General features: G+C 62.7%; 25 protein-coding genes and 3 pseudogenes. 9 read left to right on the top strand and 19 right to left on the bottom strand.

Annotation, left to right across the window (positions count from 1 at the left end):
• The first annotated feature begins 28 nt into the window (after positions 1 to 28).
• Positions 29 to 682 carry a glutathione S-transferase family protein gene (locus tag ACPUER_RS24920; RefSeq protein ID WP_425132397.1) on the top strand — a complete coding sequence of 218 codons (654 nt, stop codon included), beginning with the start codon at positions 29 to 31 and terminating at the stop codon, positions 680 to 682.
• Positions 683 to 990: 308 nt separating this feature from the next.
• Here the strand turns inward: ACPUER_RS24920 and ACPUER_RS24915 are convergent.
• From ACPUER_RS24915 to ACPUER_RS24880, 8 genes and pseudogenes are all read right to left on the bottom strand, one after another.
• A pseudogene (locus ACPUER_RS24915) lies at positions 991 to 1410 on the bottom strand (SDR family NAD(P)-dependent oxidoreductase); the annotation flags it as partial.
• Between the two features lie 375 nt (positions 1411 to 1785).
• A complete protein-coding gene (locus tag ACPUER_RS24910; protein WP_425132396.1) occupies positions 1786 to 2787 on the bottom strand; it encodes an NADP-dependent oxidoreductase in 1002 nt (333 codons plus the stop codon).
• Between the two features lie 315 nt (positions 2788 to 3102).
• A complete protein-coding gene (locus ACPUER_RS24905; RefSeq protein WP_175960079.1) occupies positions 3103 to 3966 on the bottom strand; it encodes an alpha/beta fold hydrolase in 864 nt (287 codons plus the stop codon).
• A 69-nt stretch (positions 3967 to 4035) separates the two neighbouring features.
• Complete coding sequence (locus ACPUER_RS24900) at positions 4036 to 4617, bottom strand: TetR/AcrR family transcriptional regulator (protein ID WP_175960078.1); 582 nt, start codon at positions 4615 to 4617, stop codon at positions 4036 to 4038.
• Positions 4618 to 4663: 46 nt separating this feature from the next.
• Positions 4664 to 5914, bottom strand: coding sequence for an NADH:flavin oxidoreductase/NADH oxidase family protein (locus ACPUER_RS24895; RefSeq protein WP_425132395.1), 1251 nt, complete (start codon positions 5912 to 5914; stop codon positions 4664 to 4666).
• Between the two features lie 122 nt (positions 5915 to 6036).
• The gene (locus tag ACPUER_RS24890) at positions 6037 to 6726 is read right to left on the bottom strand and encodes an alpha/beta fold hydrolase (protein ID WP_425132394.1); all 690 of its coding nucleotides are present in this window, start codon (positions 6724 to 6726) and stop codon (positions 6037 to 6039) included.
• Between the two features lie 223 nt (positions 6727 to 6949).
• Complete coding sequence (locus tag ACPUER_RS24885; protein ID WP_072440264.1) at positions 6950 to 7738, bottom strand: SDR family NAD(P)-dependent oxidoreductase; 789 nt, start codon at positions 7736 to 7738, stop codon at positions 6950 to 6952.
• Positions 7739 to 7794: 56 nt separating this feature from the next.
• The gene (locus ACPUER_RS24880) at positions 7795 to 8877 is read right to left on the bottom strand and encodes an alkene reductase (protein ID WP_425132393.1); all 1083 of its coding nucleotides are present in this window, start codon (positions 8875 to 8877) and stop codon (positions 7795 to 7797) included.
• 132 nt (positions 8878 to 9009) lie between these two features.
• Between ACPUER_RS24880 and ACPUER_RS24875 the strand changes: the two genes are divergently transcribed.
• Complete coding sequence (locus ACPUER_RS24875; protein ID WP_175960074.1) at positions 9010 to 9639, top strand: TetR/AcrR family transcriptional regulator; 630 nt, start codon at positions 9010 to 9012, stop codon at positions 9637 to 9639.
• A gap of 166 nt (positions 9640 to 9805) precedes the next feature.
• Here the strand turns inward: ACPUER_RS24875 and ACPUER_RS24870 are convergent, their stop codons facing one another.
• The 3 genes and pseudogenes from ACPUER_RS24870 to ACPUER_RS24860 all read right to left on the bottom strand — a co-directional run.
• Complete coding sequence (locus tag ACPUER_RS24870) at positions 9806 to 10147, bottom strand: ATP-binding domain-containing protein (RefSeq protein WP_425132399.1); 342 nt, start codon at positions 10145 to 10147, stop codon at positions 9806 to 9808.
• Between the two features lie 248 nt (positions 10148 to 10395).
• Positions 10396 to 10818: pseudogene (locus ACPUER_RS24865) on the bottom strand (sigma-70 family RNA polymerase sigma factor); the annotation flags it as partial.
• A pseudogene (locus ACPUER_RS24860) lies at positions 10817 to 11074 on the bottom strand (DUF4142 domain-containing protein); the annotation flags it as partial. The pseudogenes ACPUER_RS24865 and ACPUER_RS24860, both read right to left, overlap by 2 nt.
• Positions 11075 to 11263: 189 nt before the next feature.
• Between ACPUER_RS24860 and ACPUER_RS24855 the strand changes: the two are divergent.
• Together ACPUER_RS24855 and ACPUER_RS24850 are read left to right on the top strand one after the other, a co-directional pair.
• Complete coding sequence (locus ACPUER_RS24855) at positions 11264 to 12337, top strand: TIGR03118 family protein (RefSeq protein WP_425132392.1); 1074 nt, start codon at positions 11264 to 11266, stop codon at positions 12335 to 12337.
• Between the two features lie 77 nt (positions 12338 to 12414).
• The gene (locus ACPUER_RS24850; RefSeq protein ID WP_425132398.1) at positions 12415 to 12831 is read left to right on the top strand and encodes a plastocyanin/azurin family copper-binding protein; all 417 of its coding nucleotides are present in this window, start codon (positions 12415 to 12417) and stop codon (positions 12829 to 12831) included.
• On the opposite strand, the gene ACPUER_RS24845 is transcribed toward ACPUER_RS24850, so the two are convergent.
• The 5 genes from ACPUER_RS24845 to ACPUER_RS24825 all read right to left on the bottom strand — a co-directional run bounded on the left by ACPUER_RS24845 (position 12789) and on the right by ACPUER_RS24825 (position 15752).
• The gene (locus ACPUER_RS24845) at positions 12789 to 13190 is read right to left on the bottom strand and encodes a hypothetical protein (RefSeq protein WP_425132391.1); all 402 of its coding nucleotides are present in this window, start codon (positions 13188 to 13190) and stop codon (positions 12789 to 12791) included. The two genes, ACPUER_RS24850 and ACPUER_RS24845, sit on opposite strands and share 43 nt — an antisense overlap.
• A 64-nt stretch (positions 13191 to 13254) precedes the next feature.
• Positions 13255 to 13737: a DoxX family protein gene (locus ACPUER_RS24840; RefSeq protein WP_425132390.1), complete on the bottom strand. Its 483-nt coding sequence runs from the start codon at positions 13735 to 13737 to the stop codon at positions 13255 to 13257.
• Positions 13734 to 14558 carry a putative DNA-binding domain-containing protein gene (locus tag ACPUER_RS24835; RefSeq protein ID WP_425132389.1) on the bottom strand — a complete coding sequence of 275 codons (825 nt, stop codon included), beginning with the start codon at positions 14556 to 14558 and terminating at the stop codon, positions 13734 to 13736. Before ACPUER_RS24835 ends, ACPUER_RS24840 begins: the two co-directional genes overlap by 4 nt.
• A complete protein-coding gene (locus ACPUER_RS24830) occupies positions 14530 to 15417 on the bottom strand; it encodes a DUF692 domain-containing protein (RefSeq protein WP_425132388.1) in 888 nt (295 codons plus the stop codon). Before ACPUER_RS24830 ends, ACPUER_RS24835 begins: the two co-directional genes overlap by 29 nt.
• 14 nt (positions 15418 to 15431) lie before the next feature.
• On the bottom strand, positions 15432 to 15752 hold the full coding sequence (locus ACPUER_RS24825; RefSeq protein ID WP_175960065.1) for a DUF2282 domain-containing protein: 321 nt from the start codon (positions 15750 to 15752) through the stop codon (positions 15432 to 15434).
• A 132-nt stretch (positions 15753 to 15884) separates the two neighbouring features.
• Between ACPUER_RS24825 and ACPUER_RS24820 the strand changes: the two genes are divergently transcribed.
• Together ACPUER_RS24820 and ACPUER_RS24815 are read left to right on the top strand one after the other, a co-directional pair.
• Positions 15885 to 16535, top strand: a complete 651-nt coding sequence (locus ACPUER_RS24820) for a sigma-70 family RNA polymerase sigma factor (RefSeq protein WP_175960064.1) — start codon at positions 15885 to 15887, stop codon at positions 16533 to 16535.
• Complete coding sequence (locus ACPUER_RS24815) at positions 16532 to 17191, top strand: NrsF family protein (RefSeq protein WP_425132387.1); 660 nt, start codon at positions 16532 to 16534, stop codon at positions 17189 to 17191. Before ACPUER_RS24820 ends, ACPUER_RS24815 begins: the two co-directional genes overlap by 4 nt.
• Positions 17192 to 17298: 107 nt before the next feature.
• On the opposite strand, the gene ACPUER_RS24810 is transcribed toward ACPUER_RS24815, so the two are convergent.
• Positions 17299 to 18171: an SDR family NAD(P)-dependent oxidoreductase gene (locus ACPUER_RS24810; protein WP_425132386.1), complete on the bottom strand. Its 873-nt coding sequence runs from the start codon at positions 18169 to 18171 to the stop codon at positions 17299 to 17301.
• A gap of 188 nt (positions 18172 to 18359) precedes the next feature.
• Positions 18360 to 18938 carry a TetR/AcrR family transcriptional regulator gene (locus tag ACPUER_RS24805; RefSeq protein ID WP_310136600.1) on the bottom strand — a complete coding sequence of 193 codons (579 nt, stop codon included), beginning with the start codon at positions 18936 to 18938 and terminating at the stop codon, positions 18360 to 18362.
• 202 nt (positions 18939 to 19140) lie between these two features.
• Here ACPUER_RS24805 and zwf point away from each other — a divergent pair, with 202 nt between their 5' ends.
• Positions 19141 to 20616: a glucose-6-phosphate dehydrogenase gene (gene zwf / locus ACPUER_RS24800; RefSeq protein ID WP_175960061.1), complete on the top strand. Its 1476-nt coding sequence runs from the start codon at positions 19141 to 19143 to the stop codon at positions 20614 to 20616.
• An 89-nt stretch (positions 20617 to 20705) separates the two neighbouring features.
• On the opposite strand, the gene ACPUER_RS24795 is transcribed toward zwf, so the two are convergent.
• Positions 20706 to 21650 (bottom strand): LysR family transcriptional regulator, encoded by a 945-nt coding sequence (locus ACPUER_RS24795; RefSeq protein WP_310136602.1) that lies wholly within the window; start codon positions 21648 to 21650, stop codon positions 20706 to 20708.
• Positions 21651 to 21751: 101 nt separating this feature from the next.
• Here ACPUER_RS24795 and ACPUER_RS24790 point away from each other — a divergent pair, with 101 nt between their 5' ends.
• Entirely contained in the window at positions 21752 to 22954 is a 1203-nt protein-coding gene (locus tag ACPUER_RS24790) for an MFS transporter (protein WP_425132385.1), read from the top strand.
• 31 nt (positions 22955 to 22985) lie between these two features.
• Complete coding sequence (locus ACPUER_RS24785; RefSeq protein ID WP_175960059.1) at positions 22986 to 23309, top strand: MoaF-related domain-containing protein; 324 nt, start codon at positions 22986 to 22988, stop codon at positions 23307 to 23309.
• Positions 23310 to 23315 lie beyond the last annotated feature (6 nt).

Here is a 23315-nt window from a genome sequence, read left to right as displayed (position 1 = left end):
TTCATCAATCTGATTCCCATTACATCTGATGGGAATCAGATTGCCGGTGCCGCGCCCTCATGAACAGACGGTACGTGTCGAGCGCTTACCGTTCGAGCGTATCAACGTGGATCTCAACGCCAAGCCGGCTTGGTTTTTGGCACTGTCACCGACTGCCAAGGTCCCTTTGCTCCAAATCCAGCAGCCCGACGGCGAAGAAGAGATCTTGTTTGAAAGTATGGCGATTTGCGAATATCTGGACGAAACGCAACCCGGCCCACATCTCTACCCGGCCAATCCATTGGCACGCGCCAAGCATCGAGCCTGGATTGAATTTGGCTCTGCGACCCTGGGCGAGGCGTGGGGGTACTTGAACGCCAAGGACCATGCCAGCGCCGAAGTAAAAGCCACGTCGTTCAAAGAACGGCTGGTCCAACTCGAAAACGTCCTAGGCTTCGGTCCGTACTTCGACGGTGAGGCCTTTGGCATGGTAGACGCGGTCTTTGCCCCCATCTTTCGCTACTTCGACACCTTAGAGATAGATGGTGTCGCGTCAATTTTCGCGGACGTTCCCAAAGTCAACACCTGGCGTAGAAATCTCCGAGGAAGAGCTAGTGTGATCGGCGCCGTTTCTGTAGATTATCAGGCCCATTTTCTAGCGCACTTGCGACGGCAAAAGGCTGTGCTGGCCGAGAAAATGTAGGACGCGTCCCCATCGCCTCACGTGCTCTATTGGAACGCGCCCCTCCGTTACAAATCCATCCCGAGACCTTATAGCCGCAGCCGGAAGCTAACAAAGGTTCTTCTCGGGAACCACGGCTAAAAGATGCCACCGCCTCGCGTGCTCGGAAAGACGATTGTCGAATGATCGTCATCGAGCATTCGTTCGGTGGGCAAATTATTCACAGAGCCTTGATATCGGAGACGGCTGAAGGCGATTGGCGAGCGACAACCACGTCACAACCAGCAGATTGTTCTGACGCGCTTCGAGCCAGCGTCGTCATGTCCCGTTCAAACCGCACCCGCTCCCCACGCAAGGAATCCGCCGTCCACCGGAAGCACAATTCCGTTCGTATACCCCGCCTCCTCCGACGCCAGATAGCACACCGCCGCAGCGATTTCCGACGTCGTGCCGTAGCGCTTCATAGGAATCGCATTTGAATATTCGGCGCGGAACTCTTCACTATGCAGCGCCTTGGTCATAGGCGTATCGACTGGGCCTGGCGCGATTGCGTTAGCTGTAATGCCGTAATCGCAGAGCTCCACTGCCATCTGGCGGGTTAAAGCAATAACGGCCCCTTTCGAGGTGCCGTATGCCGTGCGGCCTTTACCGACCGCTCGCATGCCCGCCACCGAGGCGATATTGATTATGCGGCCCCAGCGATTCTTTACCATCAGACGTGCGGCGTGCTGGGAGCACACCGATGATCCGCCGCCCGAAGTAGCGGCGGCCGGTCACAATCGTTGTATCTGAATACAACCAACTGCTAGATCGTCTAAGTCTTTGATCTGGTGGGCACTTCCACAACGAACAGGTTGTGGCTCGGTTCCCCAGTATCAGCGTTAGACGCCCCTTCGAGAGCATCGACCAACGCAAAATCGTCATCGTTTGCAAAAGAAGGAGGTCACTTCGCCGGCCGAAGCCGACGCCGAAGGGGAAAATGTCGTCATACGTGCCGCGAAATGAAGTCGTCCCGACGCTCGGCGTTGCGAACGCCTGACGCCAACTCGCCCAGGGGCAGGCGTATTGAGAGTCATACATCATTCCCGAGCTCGGCACGCCTCAACACTCAACCCTTAGGTACCTTACTTGATCTTGACCACGACCTTACCCTTGGCGCGTCCTTGCGCTAGGTACTCAAGCGCTTCCTTTGCCTGTTCAAACGGAAATACCTTGTCAATCACCGGATGGATGCGTTCTGACTTGAGCAGTTTGCCAATCTCGGCAAGTTGAGCACCGTCGGGGCGTACGAAGAGAAATGAGTAGGTGACGTCCCGCGTTCTCGCGAGACGCATGATCTTGCGACTCATTAGGCCAAATACGAACCTCAGGACGAAGTTCAGCCCGCGAGCACGGGCGAACGCTGCGTCCAGCGGCCCGATAAGAGAGACGATCTTGCCTCCTTGACTCAGGATTCCTATCGACTTTTCAATCGCATCACCCCTGATCGTGCCAATCACCACATCGTAGCCGCGCAGCACTTTCTCGAACTCTTGCTTCTTGTAGTCGACTACCTCGTCCGCGCCCAGGCTTGTAACCAATGGGATATTACCCGTACTGGTGTTGGTCCCTACTTTAGCACCGAAATACTTGGCCAATTGGATCGCAAACGTGCCAATACCGCCAGATCCTGCAGGAATGAACACCTTCTGACCCGCGTGAAGATTGGCACGTTCCTTCAGCGCTTGCCAGGAAGTGAGTGCGACCATTGGAACTGAGGCGGGCTGCACGAAGTCGAGATTAACCGGTTTTGGGGCTGCTGCACTCTCCGGTACAACGGCGAATTCGGCGATAGATCCTCTTCCAAGGTCGAACAGACTTGCAAAGATTGCGTCGCCTTTCTTGAAGCGAGTTACACGGCTGCCAACATCGATCACAATGCCAGCGAGGTCGCTACCCATAGTCGCGGGCAGTTGGAACTTCAATACGGGTTTGAAAATCCCCGTCGGAATCATGTTATCGATCGGGTTCACCCCCGCGGCGTGAACCTCGACCAGCAGTTCGTCGGGCTTTAGTGTGGGGCGCGGAACTTCGGCGAACCCAATCTCGGGTGATTTGCCATAGCGTTTGAATGTGAGTGCTTTCATGTTGCTCTTACTCCGATGTTGCGTTGTATTGTGAAGGCGCTGAACTGAGCCGCGCTCACGCCCACGGCTGGGGTACTATCCAGCCGCTTCGACGCGAATGAGAACTTCGTCGTCGGCGAGTGAGGGATCTGGCACATCCTCATACACCAGGGTTTCAGGGCCTCCGGTCTTATGAAATCGGACTGATTTCATTTCTTTCTCCAAATTTCGGTGATGCTTTCGGCAAAGCGCGTCGTCGACGAATTTTGGTCGAGAATCATGCGCGCTCTGCTGGGGTTCGCGAGAAGCTTCATACGTGGCTGCTCCACAGAGTATTCATTGCGATAGGAACTCCAGTGCCGTAGGTACGAAGTTGGTGTAATGCTGGAAAATTCCACCATGGCCCGCGTCCTGATAAATGACGAGTTGTGCATGGGGGATGCGGCGGGCCATATCGTGGCTCAAAGCGGTGGGTACCATAATGTCGTTATCCCCATTGGCGATCAGGACAGGGATGGGCAGGTTGGTGAGGTCTTGTGGCGCCTGCTGGCCCCAAGCCTTGATCGCCTTGAGTTGATGAAGGAAGGCGCGAGGTGTAGGCCCCTTGTCACGGCCAGTCTTACGTTCCTTCAACCGTTTCAAGAAGGCGCTTGCTGCCCGCCGGCCATTGGTTGTGGAGGTGAAGAACAGATAGGCCTTTGGATCGCGCAGCGTTAGCAGGCCTTTGAGCATCAGTGGCCAGGACACGGCACCCACACGATCGATGCCGTGACCGCCGGCGGGACCCGTGCCAGTGAGGATGAGCTTGCGCACCAGGCCGGGCGCCTTGAGAGCCACGTCCTGCGCCACGAATCCGCCGAGCGAGAAGCCAAGCAGGTCGACTCGATCAAAACCCATTGCGCGAATCACCGCGATGGTGTCGCGCGCCATCTCGTCCACGGTCACCGGCGCGATACCGCCGGATAAGCCAATTCCTCGATAGTCGATGGTGATAACGCGACGCTTGTGAGCCAAGCCGTCGACGATGCGCGGGTCGAAGTTATCCAGAACGGCTCCCCAATGGTTCAAAAAAACTAAAGGAATTCCGCCGTGCGGACCGAGTTCGCGGTAGGCGAAGGTAGTGCCAGCCGCCTTGACGAAGTTGTTCGGTGCTCGAGCAAACGACGGGTCCGATTGGGTGTCTGGGTTGATGCTCTTCATCATTGACTCCTTGGGTTCTACTTTCATATGTCGAGCATCATGCTGACGGGTAAAAAAAACGGTCGGACTTTAATCCGCGCCGCAAGCAAGATGCTCGAGTGCTGCTTCAAGCATCGATTCGGACAACGGCTCTTCGTCGACAGCGCGCGCCAGGATCACGGCCCCAATCATCGTCGCTGTGGTCGCCAGGGCACGCTTGTGCGCATCGGGCTCACCCCAATCGGCCGATTGGCGGGAGACGACTTCGATCATTTCTTTGATGCGGCGCGTAATTGCGCGTCGTACAGCCGGCGCCTGACGCGGCATTTCCGTTCCCAGGGCGGCGATTGGGCAACCGACCTCCGGGTTTTTCACGTGCTCCTTGGACAGATAAGCTCGTAGGAGCGCCCGCAGGGAATGCTCGGCGGGCGCTGCGGCCGTACAGCGCAAAAAGGTGGCGATGGCATCGGCGCCTGCCCGATCCGCCAACTCGACCAGCATTGCCTCTCTCGAAGCGAAATGTCCGTAAAACCCACCGTGGGTGAGGCCCGCGTGCTTCATGATGTCGCCAATGGCGACGCCGTCATACCCGCTGCGGCGGATCACGCGCGCGCCAGCGTCGACAATGCGCTCGTGCGTGGCTTCCTTTGATCGGGCGGCGGATCGTTTCATAGGACGTTCATCAGCGATGAGTTTCTAATCGCAAGCGCCTCGGCGCTCAACTGCGCGCCCGCAAACGACGCGTGCGAAACGTTCCCCAGCCGCTGCTGAATGCAGACTTCAAGAATGCCGCAAGCCCGCTCTCGTCGGGGCGCGGTTCTCTACCCCTCGCAATGCGCTTGAGCTGGCGCGTGTACCACAGCACCTCCATGATTCCGATGCGATCGACAGTCTTGAGGCCGGTACTGATTGGGTGCACCTGCTGCAGGCTGTCGCGCCCTTGAAGCAACGCGACGGGGGCATCAGGATCGATCGCGAGCAGACGCGCCAAGCCCACCACATCCAGCGCGCTGGAGTGCAGCGCCGCATTCATGCCGGCAGCCGTTCGGAAACCACCGGTCACCATCAGTGGCACTTTGACTGCTGCCCGCACCTTCTGGGAAAATTCAAGGAAGTAGGCTTCTCGGACCGCGGTGGATTCCTTCTTCGGTTCTCGCATCGCCCCGCTCATGGCCGGCGCCTCATAGGTACCGCCAGAAATCTCGATTAGGTCGATGCCCGCGTCGGTCAACGCGCGGATTGTCTCGATCGACTCTTCTTCCGTAAGACCACCACGCTGGAAGTCGGCCGAATTGAGCTTGATGCCGACCGGGAAGTCTGGACCGACCTGCCGGCGGATTTCCGCATATACGGCCAGTACGAACCGGCGCCGCTTCTCGGGACTGCCGCCCCATTCGTCGCTGCGGCGGTTATGGTGCGGAGAAAGAAATTGGCTAATCAGATAACCATGTGCTCCATGGATCTCTACGCCACTGAACCCAGCCTTCTTGCAAATAGCCGCACTGCGCCCGAAGCGTTCGATGATTTCTTGAATCTCGGACGTGGTCGCTTCGCGCGGTGTCTCGAAGAATGCTGCCATGTCCTCGCGGAAAGGAACCGTAGAGGGCGCCAGGTTGAAGGCGTTCAAACCCTTGGTCGACTGCTTTCCGGGATGGTTAAGCTGCACCCAGATCGACACCCCTTGCGCGGTTGCAGCCTCCGCCCACTGCCGCAGCACGGGCAAGTCTGCTTCGTCTTCGATCACGACATTCCCAGGCTCGCCCAAGGCGCGGCGGTCGATCATTACGTTGCCTGTCATGATCAGTCCGAGCCCCGAGGCAGCCCAGCGTCGGTACAACTGCACCAGGTCCGGTGTTGGGCGATTATCGTAGGTGCCCAGAGTCTCACTCATGGCGGCCTTGGCGAGCCGGTTGCGCAGAGCGCTGCCATTGGGCAGGCGCAGCGGCTGGTTAAGCAGATCGGGTTTCATGGCAACTCAGAAGACGGTGCGGTCGTAAGGCAAGACGACTTTCGGAGGCTGCAGGAACGCCGTAAGGCCCTGGAACCACAACACTTCCCGGAAGTCGCCGCTGATGGTCAGGTCTTTACTGCTCACCCCCCTGAGGAAAGCCGCTTGGGCATCCTTGTCCGACAGAATCTCGAAGCCTTTGGCGGCACTAGTAAAGGTGAGCGTGAATCGAGGAGTCGCTGCCAGTCCCGCAAACGATCGGACGGTGGCGGATCTTGGTCGGCTCGCATATGACGCCGCTCCCAGAACGCCCTTGCTGCCTGCTCAGCCTCTGCTGATCGGCCGAAGAACAGATAGAGGAAGTCTTCGAACGCAGGGACCGGATTGACCGCTGTCGTCAACACGCGCTGCTCCATTTCGGGATTTCCCCCGCGCGGCCCGGTACCCAGCAGCATCAGCTTCCGCACGAGCTCGGGATGGCGCCAAGTCAGGTCCAGCGCCTGAAACCCTCCCAACGAAAAGCCCAGAACGTCGATTTGCTGCAAGCCGAGTGCGCGAACGAAGGCCGCTGCGTCATCGGCCATGTCCTCAATGCGCGTTCGTGGTTGCCCGCCGGAGGAAGCGACGCCGCGACCGTTGTAGAGAATGACTTCGCGGCTTTGCGCAAGACCATCCGTCATCAGTGGATCCCAGTTGTCCATGCCCCCACGGAAGTGCTGCAGGAACAGTAACGGCGGCTGCGAAGAATCTGCGTTACCCCAGCGGCGGTAGGCGAATCGAGTACCTTCGACATCCACGAAGCGCGTGGGTGTAGTGATATGGTTGTCAATCATGTTTTCACCTGTTGAGGCAGCTTCGCAGCTTCAATGCGCTAGAAATGCCAACACTTGGGGCGCAAAGTCCTCGTGGTATTCGTCGCTCCGCCGTTTGCTGCAATTGCTTTACAGACCACGGTGCCCCCTGAAACAACCAGAGGGTGCAGTGTCGGGATGCAAAAAACGGCTTCTTACAGATCAGGTACAGCCTGACGCTCGCCAAAGGCAGAAACGGCAATAGTCAGGCGTTGAGCTGATAGCGCTCGGCCGCGTGTGCTTGTCGAATGTCCGACATCAGTCCCTGGCGAGCGCCATCCAGCGCGTCCCATCGTCCGGCTACGTGCAGTGGCGGGATCGTGACCAGTTCGCGACGGTCGAACCCAATCAGTGCCGCATCAACCAGCTCTCCGACTTCCATAACTTCGGGAAGCGTGTTCACGTCGACCCCGGCACGCTCCCAGATCTCCGTGCGGGTCGCCGCCGGCAGTACCGCCTGCACGTAAACGCCCTTGGGCGACAACTCGAGGTTCAGGCCCTGCGACAGGAACAGCACGAATGCCTTGGTCGCGCCGTAGATCGACATGCCGAACTCGGGCGCGAAACCTACCACCGAGCCAATGTTGACGATCGAGCCATTACCGGACTGCACAAAGCGTGGAGCGACCGCGGCTGCAAGCCTCGTCAGCGCCGTCGTGTTGAGCGTGATCAGGCGTTCGATGCTTTCAGAGGTTTGCTGCAGGAAGCCGCCAGACTGAGCCACACCGGCATTGTTTATTAGAATTCCTATCCGATCGTCATCGCGCAGACGCGCCTCGAGCGCGGACAGATCGGTGGACTGGGTCAGGTCGGCCTGCAGCACTTCTACGGCCACACCGCTTTCCTCACGCAGGCGCGTTGCCAAGGCATCCAGTCGCGCCTTGTCACGGGCGACAAGGACGAGGTCATGGCCACGCCGAGCGAAGCGCTCGGCGTAGGTGGCGCCGATGCCGCTGGAGGCGCCGGTGATGAGGACTGTCGGAAGCGTGGTCATGGGTACTTTCCTTTGCAAGGGTTCTTCTGGCGGAGACTCAGTCAAGGGCACGAGCTTTAGCCGGAGATCGTCGGATAATCGATGTAGCCCACAGCGCCGCCGCCATAGAGCGTCGCCGGGTTGAGCTGCGTCAGGGGTGCGCCGTGCTGCAGGCGTTCGACCAGGTCCGGGTTGCTGATAAACGGACGGCCGAACGCGAACAGGTCGGCCCTGCCCTCATTGAGTTGAGTGGTGGCGAATTCCAAGTCGTAGCCGTTGTTGGCTAGATAGGTCTGCTTGAAACGGCGGTGCAGCGCGTCATAGTCGAACGCGGCGACATCGCGTGGGCCGCCAGTCGCACCTTCGACTACGTGCAGATAGACGACGCCCTGGGCGCTGAGCTGTTCGGCGATGTAGTCGTACTGCGCTTGCGGATCGCTGCAGGAAATGCCGTTGGCCGGCGAAACGGGCGAGATGCGCACGCCAGTGCGTTCGGCGCCGATTTCCTTGACCACTGCGGCGACCACCTCGAGCAGCAGGCGCGCACGGTTTTCGATCGAGCCGCCGTAGTCGTCGGTGCGATGGTTGGCCCCGTCCTTGATGAACTGCTCCAGCAGATATCCGTTGGCGCCGTGAATTTCCACTCCGTCGAAACCAGCGGCAATAGCGTTGGCGGCAGCCTGTCGAAAATCGTTCACGATGCCCGGCAGCTCGGCAAGTTCCAGGGCGCGTGGTTCGGACACGTCGGCAAATCCGTTGTTGACGAAAGTCTTCGTCTCGGCGCGGATAGCGGAAGGTGCGACCGGCGCCGTACCGCCAGGTTGCAGGTCAGTGTGCGAGACACGGCCCACATGCCAGAGCTGCACGAAGATGCGTCCACCCTTGGCATGTACGGCGTCCGTGACCTTCCGCCAGCCAGCGATCTGCTCGGGCGTGTACAGGCCGGGAGTGTCCTGATAGCCCTGGGCCTGGGCCGAAACCTGAGTGGCCTCCGTGATGATCAGGCCGGCCGACGCACGCTGGGCGTAGTAGGTCGCGGCATGCTCGCTGGGCACCAACCCGGCGCCGGCACGGTTGCGGGTCAGCGGTGCCATGACGATGCGATTGGCGAGCGTCAGGCCACCGAGGGCGTACGGCTCGAAAAGCGTTTTCTCCGACATGTTGTTCCAGCGTCTGGTGGTGGGAATGGGTTAATGATGATAACCATAATCAAAAGTGTCAAGACTTTGATGACGACCAACATCAATGTATAGTCGGGCCATCAGACAGGAACGCGCCCACGGAGAGGAAAAGTGAAAGTCACCAAGGCACAGGCCCAGGCCAACCGGGCCCACGTTGTTGAAACAGCGTCGACGCTGTTCAGGGAGCGCGGTTTTGATGGGGTCGGAGTAGCGGATCTGATGGGCGCAGCTGGGTTCACCCACGGCGGCTTCTACAAGCACTTCCGCTCAAAGGCCGATCTGATGGCGGAATCGGCGGCCTGCGGCATGGCGCAGACCGTTGCGCTGTCGGCTGGGGTGGACGCATCGGAATTCGTGCGACTGTATCTCGCGCGCGAGCACCGCGACTCGCGCGCAACCGGCTGCACGATGGCCGCGCTGGGTGGGGATGCCGCGCGTCAACCCGAAGCGGTCCGGGCCACATTCGCGGACGGCATCGAAAGACTGCTGGCGGCGTTAGTCCAAGAACGTGATTCGTCAGACGGTGCAGACTCGGCGGAGGCCCGAGCCAACTGCCTCGACATCATGGCGCATGCGGTCGGCGCCATTGTGTTGTCGCGCGCGTGCCCGGATGATTCTCCTCTGGCCGACGAAATCCTGACGGTATGCCGCGACAAGATTCTCGCGACACTGGGCCCGTCGGCGACAGCGCGCGAACCAGGTCGCAATCAGGGTAACGACAGCTCCGCCAAGTCAAATTGACATCGGGCGCCGACGGCCACCTGGAAGGTATTGGAGATCATGGAATACGAGAGCTCCGACAACTGTTGTTCCCTGCGGGGCCGACTATCGTTCTCTTCTTTTATCCGTACGGGCGCACGAGCAGACCCGCATTCCTGCCGTTTGGATGATCTGTTGACGTGACGCCTTATAGCTTGAGGAGAGGTGAGGGATTGGACCGTGGAACGACGAGTGTCAGATGCTCGCACGCCCGGCTCAGCGCAACGTAGAGCAGGCACCGATTCTTCTCGTTGGCAACGAGGTTGTTGGCGTCACAGGGGACCAAGAACGCTCTTCGGGTTTCCAGCCCCTTCGACTTGTGGATGGTGCTAATCGCTTGAGGCGGCAACTGGCCTTTCCGTACGCCGCGTTGATGTGTCAGTCTCGTGAGAACGGTATTGATGTCCGGGTCCGCATGTATCCGGCGTGCCTCAGCGAATTCCCGCCCCAGATCGATCCGGATGTCGCGAAAATTTGCGCTCGTCTGCATCAACTGATGAATCAGCTCACCGAAAAATCGGAGCCGGGCACCAGCTCGGGATAACGCGTCAACGATATCCGCATCTAATCGAAGATGACACGTGTATGTCAGATTCGATTAGATGCGGATATGGGCGCTCGGCGCATGGCCGGCACACCGCGCCGCTGCCGCAGGGCTTGCAGCAGGTGCTGCAGTGACAGTCGAGAAGGCTCGCCGTCGCCCCGTTTCCTTGAGCACACGACGTGTGCCGTGCGAGTCTATCGGCGCGAATCGAGCCTCGCCAGCACGCTGGCCACGATCCGATCGCAACGTGCGCCGTCGAACGAGAACACGTCACGCTCGGCCAGATCGACTTCCTGAGCAAGGGATTCGCGCAGCATGTTCCTTGCCCGGAAATGACGCGAACGCACGGTCGCTTCCGGCATACCGAGACACTGTGCCGTTTCCTCGACGCTCAGCTCCTCGACGCAACGCAGGACGAAGACGACCCGGAACGTGTCGGGTAACGCATCAAGCTTGCGATCGAGCAACGCGCGCAACTCTGCCCGCATGAGCGCGCGATCGGGCGATGAGATTGGGTCTTCGACCATGACGTTCCGCTCGAAATCGCCGATGGTCGACGTGCTGACCATCGGCGCGATGTTATCGCGCCGGGCGCTCCGGCGCTGACGCGTAAAACAGGTTCAGCCTGGTCGCGAGCGCGACCGCCGATCGGTTCACGCTGGTGTGGTCCGTGACCATCAATTTTGCAAAGTCCCTGACCTGCTTCGTGTGAGTCTTGCCTATCGCAAGCTTCCCTGCATCGATGTCGACCTGATTCGCCGTCACCACGATCGCGGCGATCTGGGGATCGGCTAACTGCGCATCCTGCGCGTAAGCCGCGAGCGGCAACGTCGAAAGCAGTGCCACCAGGCTCAGTTTGTGCGTGAGCGCCATTTGTTTTCTCCTGTCCAGTTTGAACGGCCGTCCTCGCAAGGATCGACGATGGACGGTTCCGTGGCGATAGACGTCACGACTGATCGTCGCGTTCCGCGCCCGACACCGTAGCCGCGCAAATGAAACGAGCGGAATAAACGCACCGGCCTGTCCGTTTACTAACGTCCCATTCGTGTTCGGAGCCAAGTCATGAAACAGGTCCATACAACGCTCGGCGCTGCGATGATGGCATTCGTGCTGACCAGCGTCGTAGCATGCGGCAGTTCATCCCACGTCAGTCAGTACAAGGTCGGCGTACTGGTTTCCGACGGTGCGCTTCCCGCTGCTCACGTGGATACAAACCTGAAGAATCCGTGGGGCATTGCATTCAATCCCAAGGGCTTTGTCTGGGTCGCGGATAACGGGACGCAGCACGCAACGCTCTATGACGGCAATGGCGTGCCGCAATCGCTCGTCGTGACAATCCCCGCCGGCTCGCAAGGCGACGCCGCCCCCACGGGCATCGTATTCAATGGCACGTCAGACTTCGTGGTGACCCAGGGCGCAAAATCGGGGCCGGCGCCCTTCATTTTCGCCGGAGAGGGTGGAACGATCACGGCGTGGTCGCCAGCGGTCAATCCGACATCGGCCGTCACTGTGTTCGACAGCGGCGGCAGCGCCGTCTACAAAGGGCTCGCCATGGCCAGCAACAACGGCGCGAATTTCCTGTACGCAACGGACTTCCACAACAACCGGATCGATGTTTTCGACAGAACCTTCACAAAGGTTACGACGACCGGTGCATTTCAAGATCCCGCTTTGCCGGCAGGGTTTGCGCCGTTTGGAATTCAGGCCATCGGCTCGAAACTTTACGTCTCTTATGCGAAGCAGGACGCGGCAGCACACGACGACGTCGCTGGTGCAGGGTTGGGTTTGATCGACGTGTTCAGCCCGTCGGGACAATTCATTCAACGCTTCGCCTCAGGCGAACCGTTGAATGCGCCGTGGGGCATGGCGCTTGCGCCCGCGGATTTTGGCCGCTTCAGCAACACCGTTCTGATCGGCAACTTCGGTGACGGCATGATCCACGCGTTCGATGCGACGTCAGGCATGCTGCGCGGGACCCTGCAGCAACTCGATGGCAAGGCGATCGTCGAGCCGGGGCTGTGGGGCATCGCATTCGGCAACGGCCTCAACAATCAACCCGTCAATACGCTGTTCTTTGCTGCCGGCCCCAACGACGAAGCCGACGGTGTCTATGGCCGCATCGATGTCGGCCCGTGAGCGTTCTCGCCGGGATCGCTTACGGCAATCGCTCGACGCTTGATAGGCCGCGTTGTTTCGATGCAAAGGAGGCTGCCATGGACGCCGCTTACAGAATCGCCATCCTCGCCAGTGTGACCGCCCTCGGCATGACATCGCATGCAAGCCGGGCGGAGCAAACCGTCAACGCGACGTTGCGTTCGAACTCGATCCAGCTCGAGACACACAACGTGAAAGCGGGTCGCGTCACGTTCGACGTCAAGAATGCTGTGGACAACAACATGGAGCACGAACTTGTCGTGCTCAAGACCGATCTCCCGGATGATGCACTTCCTGTCCGCAAACGGCAGGTGCTGGAGCACAGGTTGAGAAAGATCGGCGAAGTCGAAGACATCGCGCCGGGCACGAGCAAGCGCGCGTCATTCAAGCTCACGCCCGGCCACTACGTGCTGATCTGCAACAAGCCGGGACACTACGTTGCGGGCATGCATACGGCGCTTGTCGTGACGCCGTAAGTCACTTCGCGGCCCGAAAGACAGCCCGGAAGCGCCGGGTACCGATGTCGTGCGATCGGAACCGGAGACTTCGCCACGCGGCGCGGCGTGTGCGTCGTCGACTTCAGCCCCTCTTCAGTTCGTCCGTCGCGCGGCGCCGCCTCGGCGTCACGCGGACGGATGCCCTTGTGCTGCTGACCCCCGCCCCTTTTCAACGACGGCACAGCAAGCAGACCAATCAGCGAGAGGGTGACGATCCGGAACGCCACTCGCTGACGTCGACCGTCCGCGGATTTGCACAGGCTGAACCTGCCCGCGTGTTCCAGTGCTGCCGGAATCGCCCCCAATGATCCGGTCATGATGTCGGGAAGACGGTCCATTGAATTTCCATCCGTACACTTCACGATGGACCCTGGAGCACACTCTCGGGTCAAGGCCTGCGGCTCAGTTTTCTGCTGAATTCCGCTGCAGCCAGCGCGTGCGCACCACATGATCAATCGATAACAATCCGGCGCCGCGACACAACAGCACGATCAGCATCGCCGCCCATTGAATGTGTATGGGCCACGCCTGCGGATAGACAAAGATTTCAATCACCGAGGTCATCCCGAGCAGGACCAGCGCGGCGGGCCGGACTGCCAGGCCGAGTACAAGCAGCACCGGCATGCTCAGTTCGATCGAGACAGCCATGTATGCGGCGATTTCGGGTGGCAGCACCGGCAACCGGTACTCTTCCGAAAAGAGTTGCAGTGCCGCGTCCCAGTTCGCAAGCTTGGTCATCGCCGAGTTCCAGAAGACGGTCGCCACCGCAATCCGCAGCGGAATGGCGAGCAGCCAGTAAGGAACACGCTCGAGCGTCTGCGCGATGCGCAGCAGTGCGTCGCGCGCGCTCGCCCGGGTATGGACGGTTTGTGACAGGCGAGTCATGTCCGTGATCCTCCGTCGAACGCGCAGTCGTTCGCCGACTGCGACGCTTCAGCAAAACATCCGCGTGCAAGACAGGTTGCGAGCAGTGCGTATCCGTGCGCTTCGGGAGCTTTCGCGAGTGCGACACTCACCGCCTCGCCTGCGAAGAGCGCCGTGGCGATCTGCCATTCGGCGACACTCAAGCGGAGCGTCTCCACATCTTCGGCCGTGCGCTGCACGAGCAGGTGTGCGGGCGCGTCGTCGAGCCGGATCGCGCGTAGGGCCGAATCGTCGTTCTCGAGCACTGCGCGCCAGATCGCGTCGGCGGGAGAGTTGCAGCGCAGCAGCCGCGCAGCTGGATGGGGCCACAGCCGCAACTCGCCCAGCGCGACGTCGTCGAGTCGTGCCAGGCGGGCAAGATCGAGTATCGGATCGTCCGGTGCGTGAAGCACGAGATTGACCTGCCATTCGAGGCGTGCGACGTCGCCGAGGTACGGCTGCGACGCGGTCTGCGGCATCTGCGCGAGGAAGTCGGGAAACTGCGCGCCGTATTCGTCCAGCCACGCGCGATGCGGCGGCGCCGTGCTGCAGAACAGGCGCGCGGCACCGTCGAAGAATTCGGCGCCGACCAGACGCTGCACAGCCGGAAAGCTCAGGCGCAGCGCATTGGCCAGCACGCTCATCGCCGTGTTCCGGTAGATGTTCAAGCGCGCGCGTGGCTCCAGCCCGTCGCCGAGCACCATGGCTGCAATGTCGCCATTCGCATCGTGATCGGCATCGCACAGCAGGCTGCGGCTGAAAGCCTGCTGCACGTCAGCAAGCGAATGCGTTTGCGGTTTCATTTCGAATCGCCTCCCGTACGGCATCCGCGATGGCCGCTTCCTGAATCAGAACCTCGAGCGTGGGCACGTCGTTGTCCCATTCGATCAGCGTCGGCACCGGGCCAAAACGCCGTAGCGCCGCTTCGTAGAGTGTCCACACCGCGGGCGCGACGCGCGAGCCATGATCGTCGATGCGCAGTGTTCGGCCGTTCTCGAGTTGCATCGTGCTATGGCCGGCGAGATGGATTTCGCCGATCGCCGCCGGCGGCAGCGTAGCGAGATAGGTATGCGGGTCCCAGCCATGATTGCACGCGCTGACGTAAACGTTGTTCACGTCGCAAAGCAGGCCGCATCCCGTGCGCCGCGCGATTTCCGAAAGAAATTCCCACTCTGGAATGGTCGAGTGGACGTAGCGTAAATAGGTGGACGGGTTCTCCACCAGAATCTGCCGCCCGAGCGCGGTCTGCACCTGGTCCACATGCCGGCATACGACCTCCAGTGCCTCCTCGGTCATCGGCAAGGGCAGCAGGTCCGCCAAATAGGTTCCGCCCAGCGCGCTCCACGACACATGCTCGGAAACCAGGTCGGGCTCGAAACGCAGCACTGCTGCACGCACCCGTGCGAGATGCACGGCATCCAGCCCGTCCGCGCTGCCGAGGGACAAGCCCACGCCATGCAGCGACAGCGGGTAATCGCGACGAATCGCATCCAGACATCGCGACGCCGTGCCACCGCCCATGTAGTTCTCGGTGTGCACCTCGAACCATGCGACAGCCGGCCGCTCGTCAATGACCGTCCGATGGTGCCGGAAGCGCAGCCCGACGCCCGCCCGGGCCGGAATCGGGCGCGGCGCCGGGCGATGCGGCGCGGATACGCTCATGATGGGGCGGGCCGTCAACCGGCCTTGAGCTTGCCGCCGGCGATCTTGCCGCAATCGCCGGCCGGCAACAGCACGAACGACTTCGAATCACGAGCCTGCGTGGCCTGCCCCGCGCACGAATGTGCGCCCTCGGCGCAGTCGTTCTTGGCGACCGCGTTCACGCCATAGCATTTTTCCAGATGGTTCTGCGCCATCTTCGCCATGTTGTCCTTGACGACCTGGGGCATATTGCTCATATCCTTCATACCCTGCGCCTGTCCCGGAGCGGCTTGCATGGCAAGCGCAAGTCCGATCGCGGCTGACAGGGAGGAAACGGCTAAGGCGGATTTGCTCATGGTGTCTTCTCCTGAAGATCGGGGGATCGCCGGTGCGCGACCTTGTCAGAAAATTCGCTCCGCGGCGACTAAAGGTTACGCAGCGCGCCGGAAAATTTTCTGCGCCGGACCTTGTAGCGGGATACCTTGGAAATGACCGACGACGAAAGCCATCGTGCAAGGCGTATCCGTCTGGTCCGGCCGGCAGCCGGGCCCGAGGCAGGTAGCGGACGGGCGGCGATTCGGGAGGACGGATCGCCCGACTGGTCGACGCTGATGGCATGCGCACAGATCGGCGACCGGGACGCCTACCGCCGGCTGCTCGAGAGCGTCACCCCGTACTTGAGGCGACTTGCGGCACGCCACGGCGTCCACCCCGATGCCATCGAGGATGTGGTGCAGGACATACTGATCACCCTTCATCAAGTGCGCCACACCTACGCGCCCGAGCGGCCATTCGGGCCGTGGCTGGTATCGATAGCGAGTCGCCGCATCGTCGACGCGCTGCGTCGCCAGGGCCGTGCGGCATCACGCGAGATGTCGCTCGACCCCGACCACGAAACCTTGGCCGGCGACGGAGCGAATCTTATGGAGGAGGCAGCCGATGCGCGGGTGCTGCGCGACGCGCTTGCCCGCTTACCCCAGGGCCAGCGCGACGCGATCCGGATGCTCAAACTCGAGGAAATGTCGTTGAAGGAAGCGGCCGTCGCGAGCGGCATGACGGTTGCCGCCCTGAAGGTCGCGGTCCATCGCGGGATCAAGACATTACGTAAATTGTTGGCGAGAAAAGGGACAGCTGAATGATACGGCCGACCTCCGAACTGATCGAATCGCTGGTAGCGGACAGCACGCCGGTCCGCCCGCTGCGCCGGCCGCTGTGGCGGGCAACAGGCTGGCTGACGTTCGCGGCGCTGCTGCTCCTTGCCATCGCCGTCGCGCACGGCTTGCGGCCGGATCTGTCGTTGAAGCTGCACGAGCGGGCGTTCGTCACCGGCATCGCAGCGGCGGCGGCAACAGGAATTCTGGCCGCCATCGGCGCGTTCATCGCGAGCGTGCCGGGGCGCTCGCTGCGGTGGCTTCTGTTGCCGTCGCCGGCTCTGTTCGTCTGGATCTCGACGATCGGCTACGGTTGCCTGACGAATTGGGTCGAAATCGGCCCCGACGGCCTGTCGCCGGGCGAAACGGCCCGCTGTTTTGCGACGCTCGCGCTCACCGGCGTGCCGCTTTCGTTGACGCTGCTGATCATGCTGCGCCATGCCGCACGTCTCGCGCCGGTGCCCGTGGTCATGGCGGGAAGCGTTGCCGTCTCCGCGATGACGGCGGTCGCGCTATCGCTCTATCATCCGCTCGACGCCACGATGATGATTCTCGCGTGGAACGTCGGACTGACAATTGTCCTGCTGATCGCAAGTGCGTCGTACGGTGCGCGGCTGCTCCGTTGGGTCGGGGCAGGCGTGTGATCGACAGATGGACGGCAGCCGATTGTCCGGCCGCTCGCATCGGGCCTGCCGTTACGCACGGCCCGACCCAACGGAGCAGCCGCGCGAGCGGCGCATGGCCGTGCTCATTACACGCGCTTCAACGCTTCCAGCCCCTCCGGCAGCTTCGCATCCGGAAACTGCGTGGACAGCGTCGCATCCCGCCACCGCGCGGCTTCTTCCGCGCGCTGCGTTTCCGCCTGCTCGCATACGAACAGCGCATCGCCGCCGAGCAGCAGGCGCATCGGCACGTCGTCGCGCCGCGACAGCTCGACGATCAGCTTCGCGACCCGCGCCGGATCGCCGACCTCGTGGCCGGCATATGCGCCGTACAGCTCGAGAATCTTCCCGACCGACGGCTGATAGTCGGGCAGCAGGTCGTCGACGCTGCGCTTCGCCTGCGCGGCCCAGTCGGTGCGCATCCCGCCCGGCTCGAGCGCGCACACGCGCACGCCGAACGGCGCGACTTCCTTCGACAGCACGTCGCTGAACCCGCCGACCGCCCACTTCGCCGCCTGATACGCGGACAAACCGGCCGTCGACGTACGCCCGCCGACCGACGATACCTGGAAGATGTGCCCCGCGCGCTGCGCACGCATCGTCGGCAGCACCGCACGCGTCAGGTTGATCACGCCAAACAGGTTCGTTTCGATCTGGTCGCGGAAGTCATCGGCGCCCATCTGCTCGAACGGCGCCGTATGGCCGTAACCCGCGTTGTTCACCAGCACGTCGATGCGGCCGAACGCTTCGCGAGCCGCCGCGACGGCCTGCGCGGCCGCCGCCTCGTCGGTGACGTCGAGCGCGACCGGCAGCAGCCGGTCGCCATGACGCTCGGCCAGATCGGCCAGCCGCGCGGGATCGCGCGCACCGGCCACCAGCCGGTCGCCCGCCGCCAACACGGCTTCCGAAATCGCTCGCCCAAGACCGCGCGCGGCCCCTGTTACCAACCAGACTTTCGACATTTTCCTGCTCCTTGAAAAGATGAAACCACGATAATGAATGATTACTCACTCATTAATATCGACGATGCATCGATGATTCGCGCGACGCCTCGCCGTGCCTTAAACCGTCCTGCCTTCCGTCGTACCGCACACGCACCGCCCATGCCATCACGGCGGCCAACCCTTCCGTCGCATCGTTCGCGTCACGCTCATACCGCGTGCAGCACCGCCCACAACGCACGAAACCCGGCTTCCCGGTACGCATCGGCCCGCGCCGGATCGCGCGCGACCGACTCCATCGCCGTTTCCGCGATCGACGTAAACAGCGCCGCGCAGAACGCGTGCGCTTCATCGGCCGTCAGCCCGCGCGACGCGACGATCTGCTCCCGCAGCAGCGAGCGGATCGTGCCGAAGCCTTCGGCGCCGGCCGCGCGATGCGCGTCGTCGATGCGCCCGCTCACGCCGAGCTGCTGCAGCGCACGCCGCCCGTCCGGATTCGCGACGCCCCACGACACATAGCCGTTCCACGCATGCCGCACGGCCTGTTCGGCCGGCGCGCCTTCCGGAAAACCGGCCATCATCGCTTCGCGCATCCCGGCCTTCAGGCTCAGATACAGCGCGTTCAGCAACGCATCCTTGGTCTCGAAGTACGTGAACACCGTGCCTTCCGCCACGCCTGCGAGCCGCGCGATGCGCGCGGTGGTCGCGGTCGCGCCGTCCTCGGCGAGCGCGCGGGCGGCGGCGGCGAGGATGGCTTCGTGCTTGTCGGGACTGCGCGGTCGGGCCACGTTCGATTCCTTTAATGAGTGAGTGCTCAATCATAATCAGGCCGCCCGACGGAATGCAAGCCCTGTTACATCTTGGGGGAACGCACACGCAATCCATCAAAACCGTGCACTATTATCGTTTTGCCGTACCGGTGCCGGCCATCCGGCGCCCGATGCCTTCGACGTTCGTTTCACGTTCCCCGTTTCAAACCGCGAACCACTCATGACGAATCAGCCTACCCAGACCGCGGCCGACCGGCCCGTCGACATGATCATCTTCGGCGGCGGCGGCGACCTGGCCGCCCGCAAGCTGTTGCCCGCGCTGTACATGGCGCATCTGCACTGCAACCTTCCGCCCGAGACGCGCATCATCGCCGTCGGCCGCCGCGACTGGGGCATCGACGGCTATCGCAAGTTCATGGACGAGCAGTCGCGCCCGTTCATCGACGAGAAGGCGTTCAACGCCGACGCGTGGAGCCGTTTCCTCGACCTGTTCAAGTACGTGCTGATCGACGTGAACGCGCCGGACGACTACCTGCGGCTCGCCGAAGCGGCGCGCGGCAACGCGATCCGCGTGTTCTACCTGTCGACGTCGCCGGAGCTGTTCACGACGATCTGCGACAACCTGTCGGCCGCGCACCTCGTCGACGCGCGCTCGCGCGTCGTCCTCGAAAAGCCGCTGGGCCACGATCTCGCGTCCGCGAAGGCGATCAACGATGCGGTCGGCAAGCACTTCGAGGAATCGCAGATCTATCGGATCGACCACTATCTCGGCAAGGAAACCGTGCAGAACCTGATGGTGCTGCGCTTCGGCAACCCGATCTTCGGGCCGCTGTGGCAGGCGCCGAACATCCGCAGCGTGCAGATCACGGTCGCGGAAACGGTCGGCGTCGGCAGCCGCGCGGGCTTCTACGACCATACCGGCGCGCTGCGCGACATGGTGCAGAACCACCTGCTGCAGCTGCTGTGCATCGTCGCGATGGAGCCGCCCGTGTCGCTCGACCCGGACGCGGTGCGCGACGAGAAGCTGAAGGTGCTGCGCTCGCTGCGGCCGATGGCGCTGTCCGACGTCGCGCGCGACACGGTGCGCGGCCAGTACACGGCCGGCGCGGTCGACGGCCAGCCGGTCAAGGGCTATCTAGAGGAAGACAACGTGCCGGCGGACAGCCGCGCGGAAACCTTCGTCGCGCTGCGCGCGCACATCAACAACTGGCGCTGGGCGAACGTGCCGTTCTTCCTGCGCACGGGCAAGCGGCTGCAGCGCCGCCAGTCGGAAATCGTGATCGAGTTCGCGGACATGCCGTTCTCGATCATCCCGACCGGCCCGCGCCACTACGGCAACCGCCTCGTGATCCAGCTCCAGCCGGAAGAGTCGATCCAGTTGCAGATGCTCGCGAAGGAACCGGGCAGCGGCATGAACATGGTGCCCGTGAGCCTGAACCTCGACCTGCAGCAGGCGATTCCGGAACGGCGCGCGGAAGCGTACGAACGGCTGCTGATCGACGTGATCCGCGGCCGCCTCACGCACTTCATGCGCCGCGACGAGCTCGAAGCCGCATGGTCGTGGGTCGAGCCGATCCTCGACGGCTGGAAGCAGCTCGGCGACCGGCCGCGCCTGTACACGTCCGGCACGTTCGGGCCCGCGGCCTCGTCGGCGCTGCTTGCGCGCGACGGGATGTCCTGGTCCGAAGAGGCGTAACCGCAGCACGACGGCGTGCCGCCACGCGGCACGCCGGGCCAAGCGGGGCTATGGCCGCCCCGTCTTCCCCCGCAAGCCGCCCGCAGCCGCTAGCGCGGCTCCAGCCACGCGGCCTTGCGCCGGGCCGGCGCATCGCTGCCGCTGCTGCCGCCGCCCAGCACCTCGATCATGTAATCGACGAACGACGCGATCCGCGACGAGATCGCGGTATTGCGGTAGTACACCGCATGGATCGGTTGCTCGACGTCGAGCGTCTGGCGCGCGAGCACCTGCACGAGCCGCCCCGCTTCGCGATCCTGCGCGGTCATGAAATCCGACAGGCAGACGATGCCCGCGCCGTCCAGCGCGAGCTGCCGCAGCGTCTCGCCGCTCGACGACCAGATGTCCGGCTCGATGCGGCACGGCTCGCCGTCGGTGCCGAGGATCGGCCACACGTTCAGCGATTCGGGCTGCGTGAAGCCGAGCAGCGTGTGCCTGCCGAGATCCTCGACCTTGCGCGGCTGACCATGCGCTTCGACATACGCGGGGCTCGCGAGGATGCGCAGCCGGCTGTTGCCGATGCGCCGGCTGTGCAGCGTCGAATCCTTCAACCGGCCGATCCGGATCGCGACGTCGGTGCGCCGCTCCAGCAGGTCGATGATCCCTTCGTTGCTGTTCAGCTCCAGCTCGACTTTCGGGAAGCGTTCGCGGTAGCCGCGCACGAGCGGCACGATCACGTGCAGCATGAACGGCGTCGCGGCGTCGACGCGCAGGCGCCCCGACGGCATCTCGCGACGCGCGAGCATCTGCTCTTCCGCATTCTCGACCGACTCGATGATCGCGCGCGCGTCCTGCAGGAATGCGCGCCCTTCCTCGGTCAGTTCGAGCCGCCGCGTGGTCCGGCGCAGCAGCGTGGTCTTCAGCTTCTCCTCGAGCCGCGCGAGCGTGCGGCTCGCCGCCGACACGGTGAGGTCGAGCTGCTGCGCGGCAGCGGTGATCGAACCGGTGTCGACCACGGCGGCAAAGGCCTGGAGTTCGTCGAGCGTGATTTTCATTGTTGATTTGAAATCAAAACAATTTGGTTTATAGACCAGTTTTTCCGCAAAAGTAAAGTCGGCACACTGCGATCCATCCTTACTGGAACCAGGATCCCATCATGCCACTCGCCCTGCTTGCGCTGACCATCAGCGCATTTGCCATCGGCACCACCGAATTCGTGATCGTCGGGCTGATCCCGACGATCGGCGCCGACCTCGGCGTCAGCCTGCCGTCGGCCGGGCTGCTCGTCAGCCTGTACGCGCTGAGCGTCGCCATCGGCGCGCCGCTCCTGACCGCGCTCACCGGCCGCGTGCCGCGCAAGATGCTGCTCGCCGCGCTGATGGCGCTCTTCACCGTCGGCAACCTCGTCGCATGGCAGGCACCCGGCTACGAATCGCTGATCGTCGCGCGCATCCTCACCGGCCTCGCGCACGGCGTGTTCTTCTCGGTCGGCTCGATCATCGCGACCACGCTCGTGCCGAAGGACAAGGCGGCCAGCGCGATCGCGACGATGTTCAGCGGGATGACCGTCGCGTTCGTCGCCGGCATTCCGCTCGGCACCTTCATCGGCCAGCACTTCGGCTGGCGCGCGACGTTCCTGATCGTCGCGCTGTTCGGCCTCGTCGCGTTCCTTGGCGCGGTCGCGTTCGTGCCGCGCGCGCTGCCGCAAACGCCGCCGGCGCCGCTCGCCCGCCAGCTCCGCGTGCTCGCGCAGCCGCGCCTGCTGCTCGTCTTTGCGATGACGGCCGTCGGCTACGGCGGCTCGCTGATCGCGTTCACGTATATGGCGCCGCTGCTCGAACAGATCGCCGGCTTCACGCCGTCGCAGGTGAGCCTCGTGCTCGTCGGCTATGGCGTGTCGGTCGCGTTCGGCAACGTGTGGGGCGGCAAGCTCGCGGACGCCGTCGGCCCCGTGAAGGCGCTCAAGCGGATCTTCCTGCTGCTCGCGATCGTGCTGCTCGCGCTGACCTTCACGATCCACGTCAAATGGCTCGCGGTGCTGACGATGCTCGCGTGGGGCGCGGTCGCGTTCGGCAACGTGCCCGGGCTGCAGGTGTATGTCGTCAAGCAGGCGCGCCACTTCGCGCCGGACGCCACCGACGTCGCATCGGGCTTCAACATCGCCGCGTTCAACCTCGGCGTCGCCGGCGGCTCGTCGCTCGGCGGCCTGATCGTCGCGAACGTCGGCCTCGGCCACACGCCGTGGATCGCCGCGGTGGTCACGCTCGGCGCGTTCGCGCTCACCGCGCTGAGCGGCCGTCTCGACCGTCGCCACGGGCTGCCCGAACGCACGGCAGAACCCGTCGAACTCGCCCATTGAACGTCACATCTATTTGCAGGAGCTGATCAGCATGAACGCATCGACCCAGCGTCCGCCGTTCGCCGGCAAGACATTCGAAGTCCGTTACGACGGCCTCGCCGCGCTCAACGCGTATGACGAGGATGGTCGCCACATGCGCTACGAGATCACCGAAGGCGCATACGCCGGCGCGCAGGGCGAAGTCGCCTGCACGTGGCAGCACATCGCCGGCGAGACCTACGCGATCTCGTGGCAGGAAGCCGACCGCGCGACGGTCGTGCACATCGACGATTTCGCCGCCGGCACGTCGCGCTCGTTCTTCACCGCGCCGTCGCTCGATTTCTACCGGCTCGAAGGCAGCCTGCGCGCGGTCTGAACGGAG

The organism is Burkholderia sp. DN3021 (assembly GCF_049805555.1).
In the GTDB taxonomy this organism is placed as follows: domain Bacteria; phylum Pseudomonadota; class Gammaproteobacteria; order Burkholderiales; family Burkholderiaceae; genus Burkholderia; species Burkholderia pyrrocinia_C.
Note: the sequence above shows the minus strand (reverse complement) of the source record. Positions and strands in the feature narration are given on the sequence as shown.

Coding starts and splice junctions, on each gene's coding strand:
- ACPUER_RS24895 (WP_425132395.1), bottom strand. CDS start 5,914: ATGAAACCCGATCTGCTTAACCAGCCGCTGCGCCTGCCCAATGGCAGC.
- ACPUER_RS24910 (WP_425132396.1), bottom strand. CDS start 2,787: ATGAAAGCACTCACATTCAAACGCTATGGCAAATCACCCGAGATTGGG.
- ACPUER_RS24845 (WP_425132391.1), bottom strand. CDS start 13,190: ATGGACCGTCTTCCCGACATCATGACCGGATCATTGGGGGCGATTCCG.
- ACPUER_RS24785 (WP_175960059.1), top strand. CDS start 22,986: ATGAACGCATCGACCCAGCGTCCGCCGTTCGCCGGCAAGACATTCGAA.
- ACPUER_RS24920 (WP_425132397.1), top strand. CDS start 29: ATGGGAATCAGATTGCCGGTGCCGCGCCCTCATGAACAGACGGTACGT.
- ACPUER_RS24870 (WP_425132399.1), bottom strand. CDS start 10,147: ATGCAGACGAGCGCAAATTTTCGCGACATCCGGATCGATCTGGGGCGG.
- ACPUER_RS24905 (WP_175960079.1), bottom strand. CDS start 3,966: ATGAAGAGCATCAACCCAGACACCCAATCGGACCCGTCGTTTGCTCGA.
- ACPUER_RS24855 (WP_425132392.1), top strand. CDS start 11,264: ATGAAACAGGTCCATACAACGCTCGGCGCTGCGATGATGGCATTCGTG.
- ACPUER_RS24840 (WP_425132390.1), bottom strand. CDS start 13,737: ATGACTCGCCTGTCACAAACCGTCCATACCCGGGCGAGCGCGCGCGAC.
- ACPUER_RS24890 (WP_425132394.1), bottom strand. CDS start 6,726: ATGATTGACAACCATATCACTACACCCACGCGCTTCGTGGATGTCGAA.
- ACPUER_RS24835 (WP_425132389.1), bottom strand. CDS start 14,558: ATGAAACCGCAAACGCATTCGCTTGCTGACGTGCAGCAGGCTTTCAGC.
- ACPUER_RS24825 (WP_175960065.1), bottom strand. CDS start 15,752: ATGAGCAAATCCGCCTTAGCCGTTTCCTCCCTGTCAGCCGCGATCGGA.
- ACPUER_RS24880 (WP_425132393.1), bottom strand. CDS start 8,877: ATGTCGGAGAAAACGCTTTTCGAGCCGTACGCCCTCGGTGGCCTGACG.
- ACPUER_RS24820 (WP_175960064.1), top strand. CDS start 15,885: ATGACCGACGACGAAAGCCATCGTGCAAGGCGTATCCGTCTGGTCCGG.
- ACPUER_RS24795 (WP_310136602.1), bottom strand. CDS start 21,650: ATGAAAATCACGCTCGACGAACTCCAGGCCTTTGCCGCCGTGGTCGAC.
- ACPUER_RS24885 (WP_072440264.1), bottom strand. CDS start 7,738: ATGACCACGCTTCCGACAGTCCTCATCACCGGCGCCTCCAGCGGCATC.
- ACPUER_RS24850 (WP_425132398.1), top strand. CDS start 12,415: ATGGACGCCGCTTACAGAATCGCCATCCTCGCCAGTGTGACCGCCCTC.
- ACPUER_RS24810 (WP_425132386.1), bottom strand. CDS start 18,171: ATGTCGAAAGTCTGGTTGGTAACAGGGGCCGCGCGCGGTCTTGGGCGA.
- ACPUER_RS24900 (WP_175960078.1), bottom strand. CDS start 4,617: ATGAAACGATCCGCCGCCCGATCAAAGGAAGCCACGCACGAGCGCATT.
- ACPUER_RS24830 (WP_425132388.1), bottom strand. CDS start 15,417: ATGAGCGTATCCGCGCCGCATCGCCCGGCGCCGCGCCCGATTCCGGCC.
- zwf (WP_175960061.1), top strand. CDS start 19,141: ATGACGAATCAGCCTACCCAGACCGCGGCCGACCGGCCCGTCGACATG.
- ACPUER_RS24790 (WP_425132385.1), top strand. CDS start 21,752: ATGCCACTCGCCCTGCTTGCGCTGACCATCAGCGCATTTGCCATCGGC.
- ACPUER_RS24815 (WP_425132387.1), top strand. CDS start 16,532: ATGATACGGCCGACCTCCGAACTGATCGAATCGCTGGTAGCGGACAGC.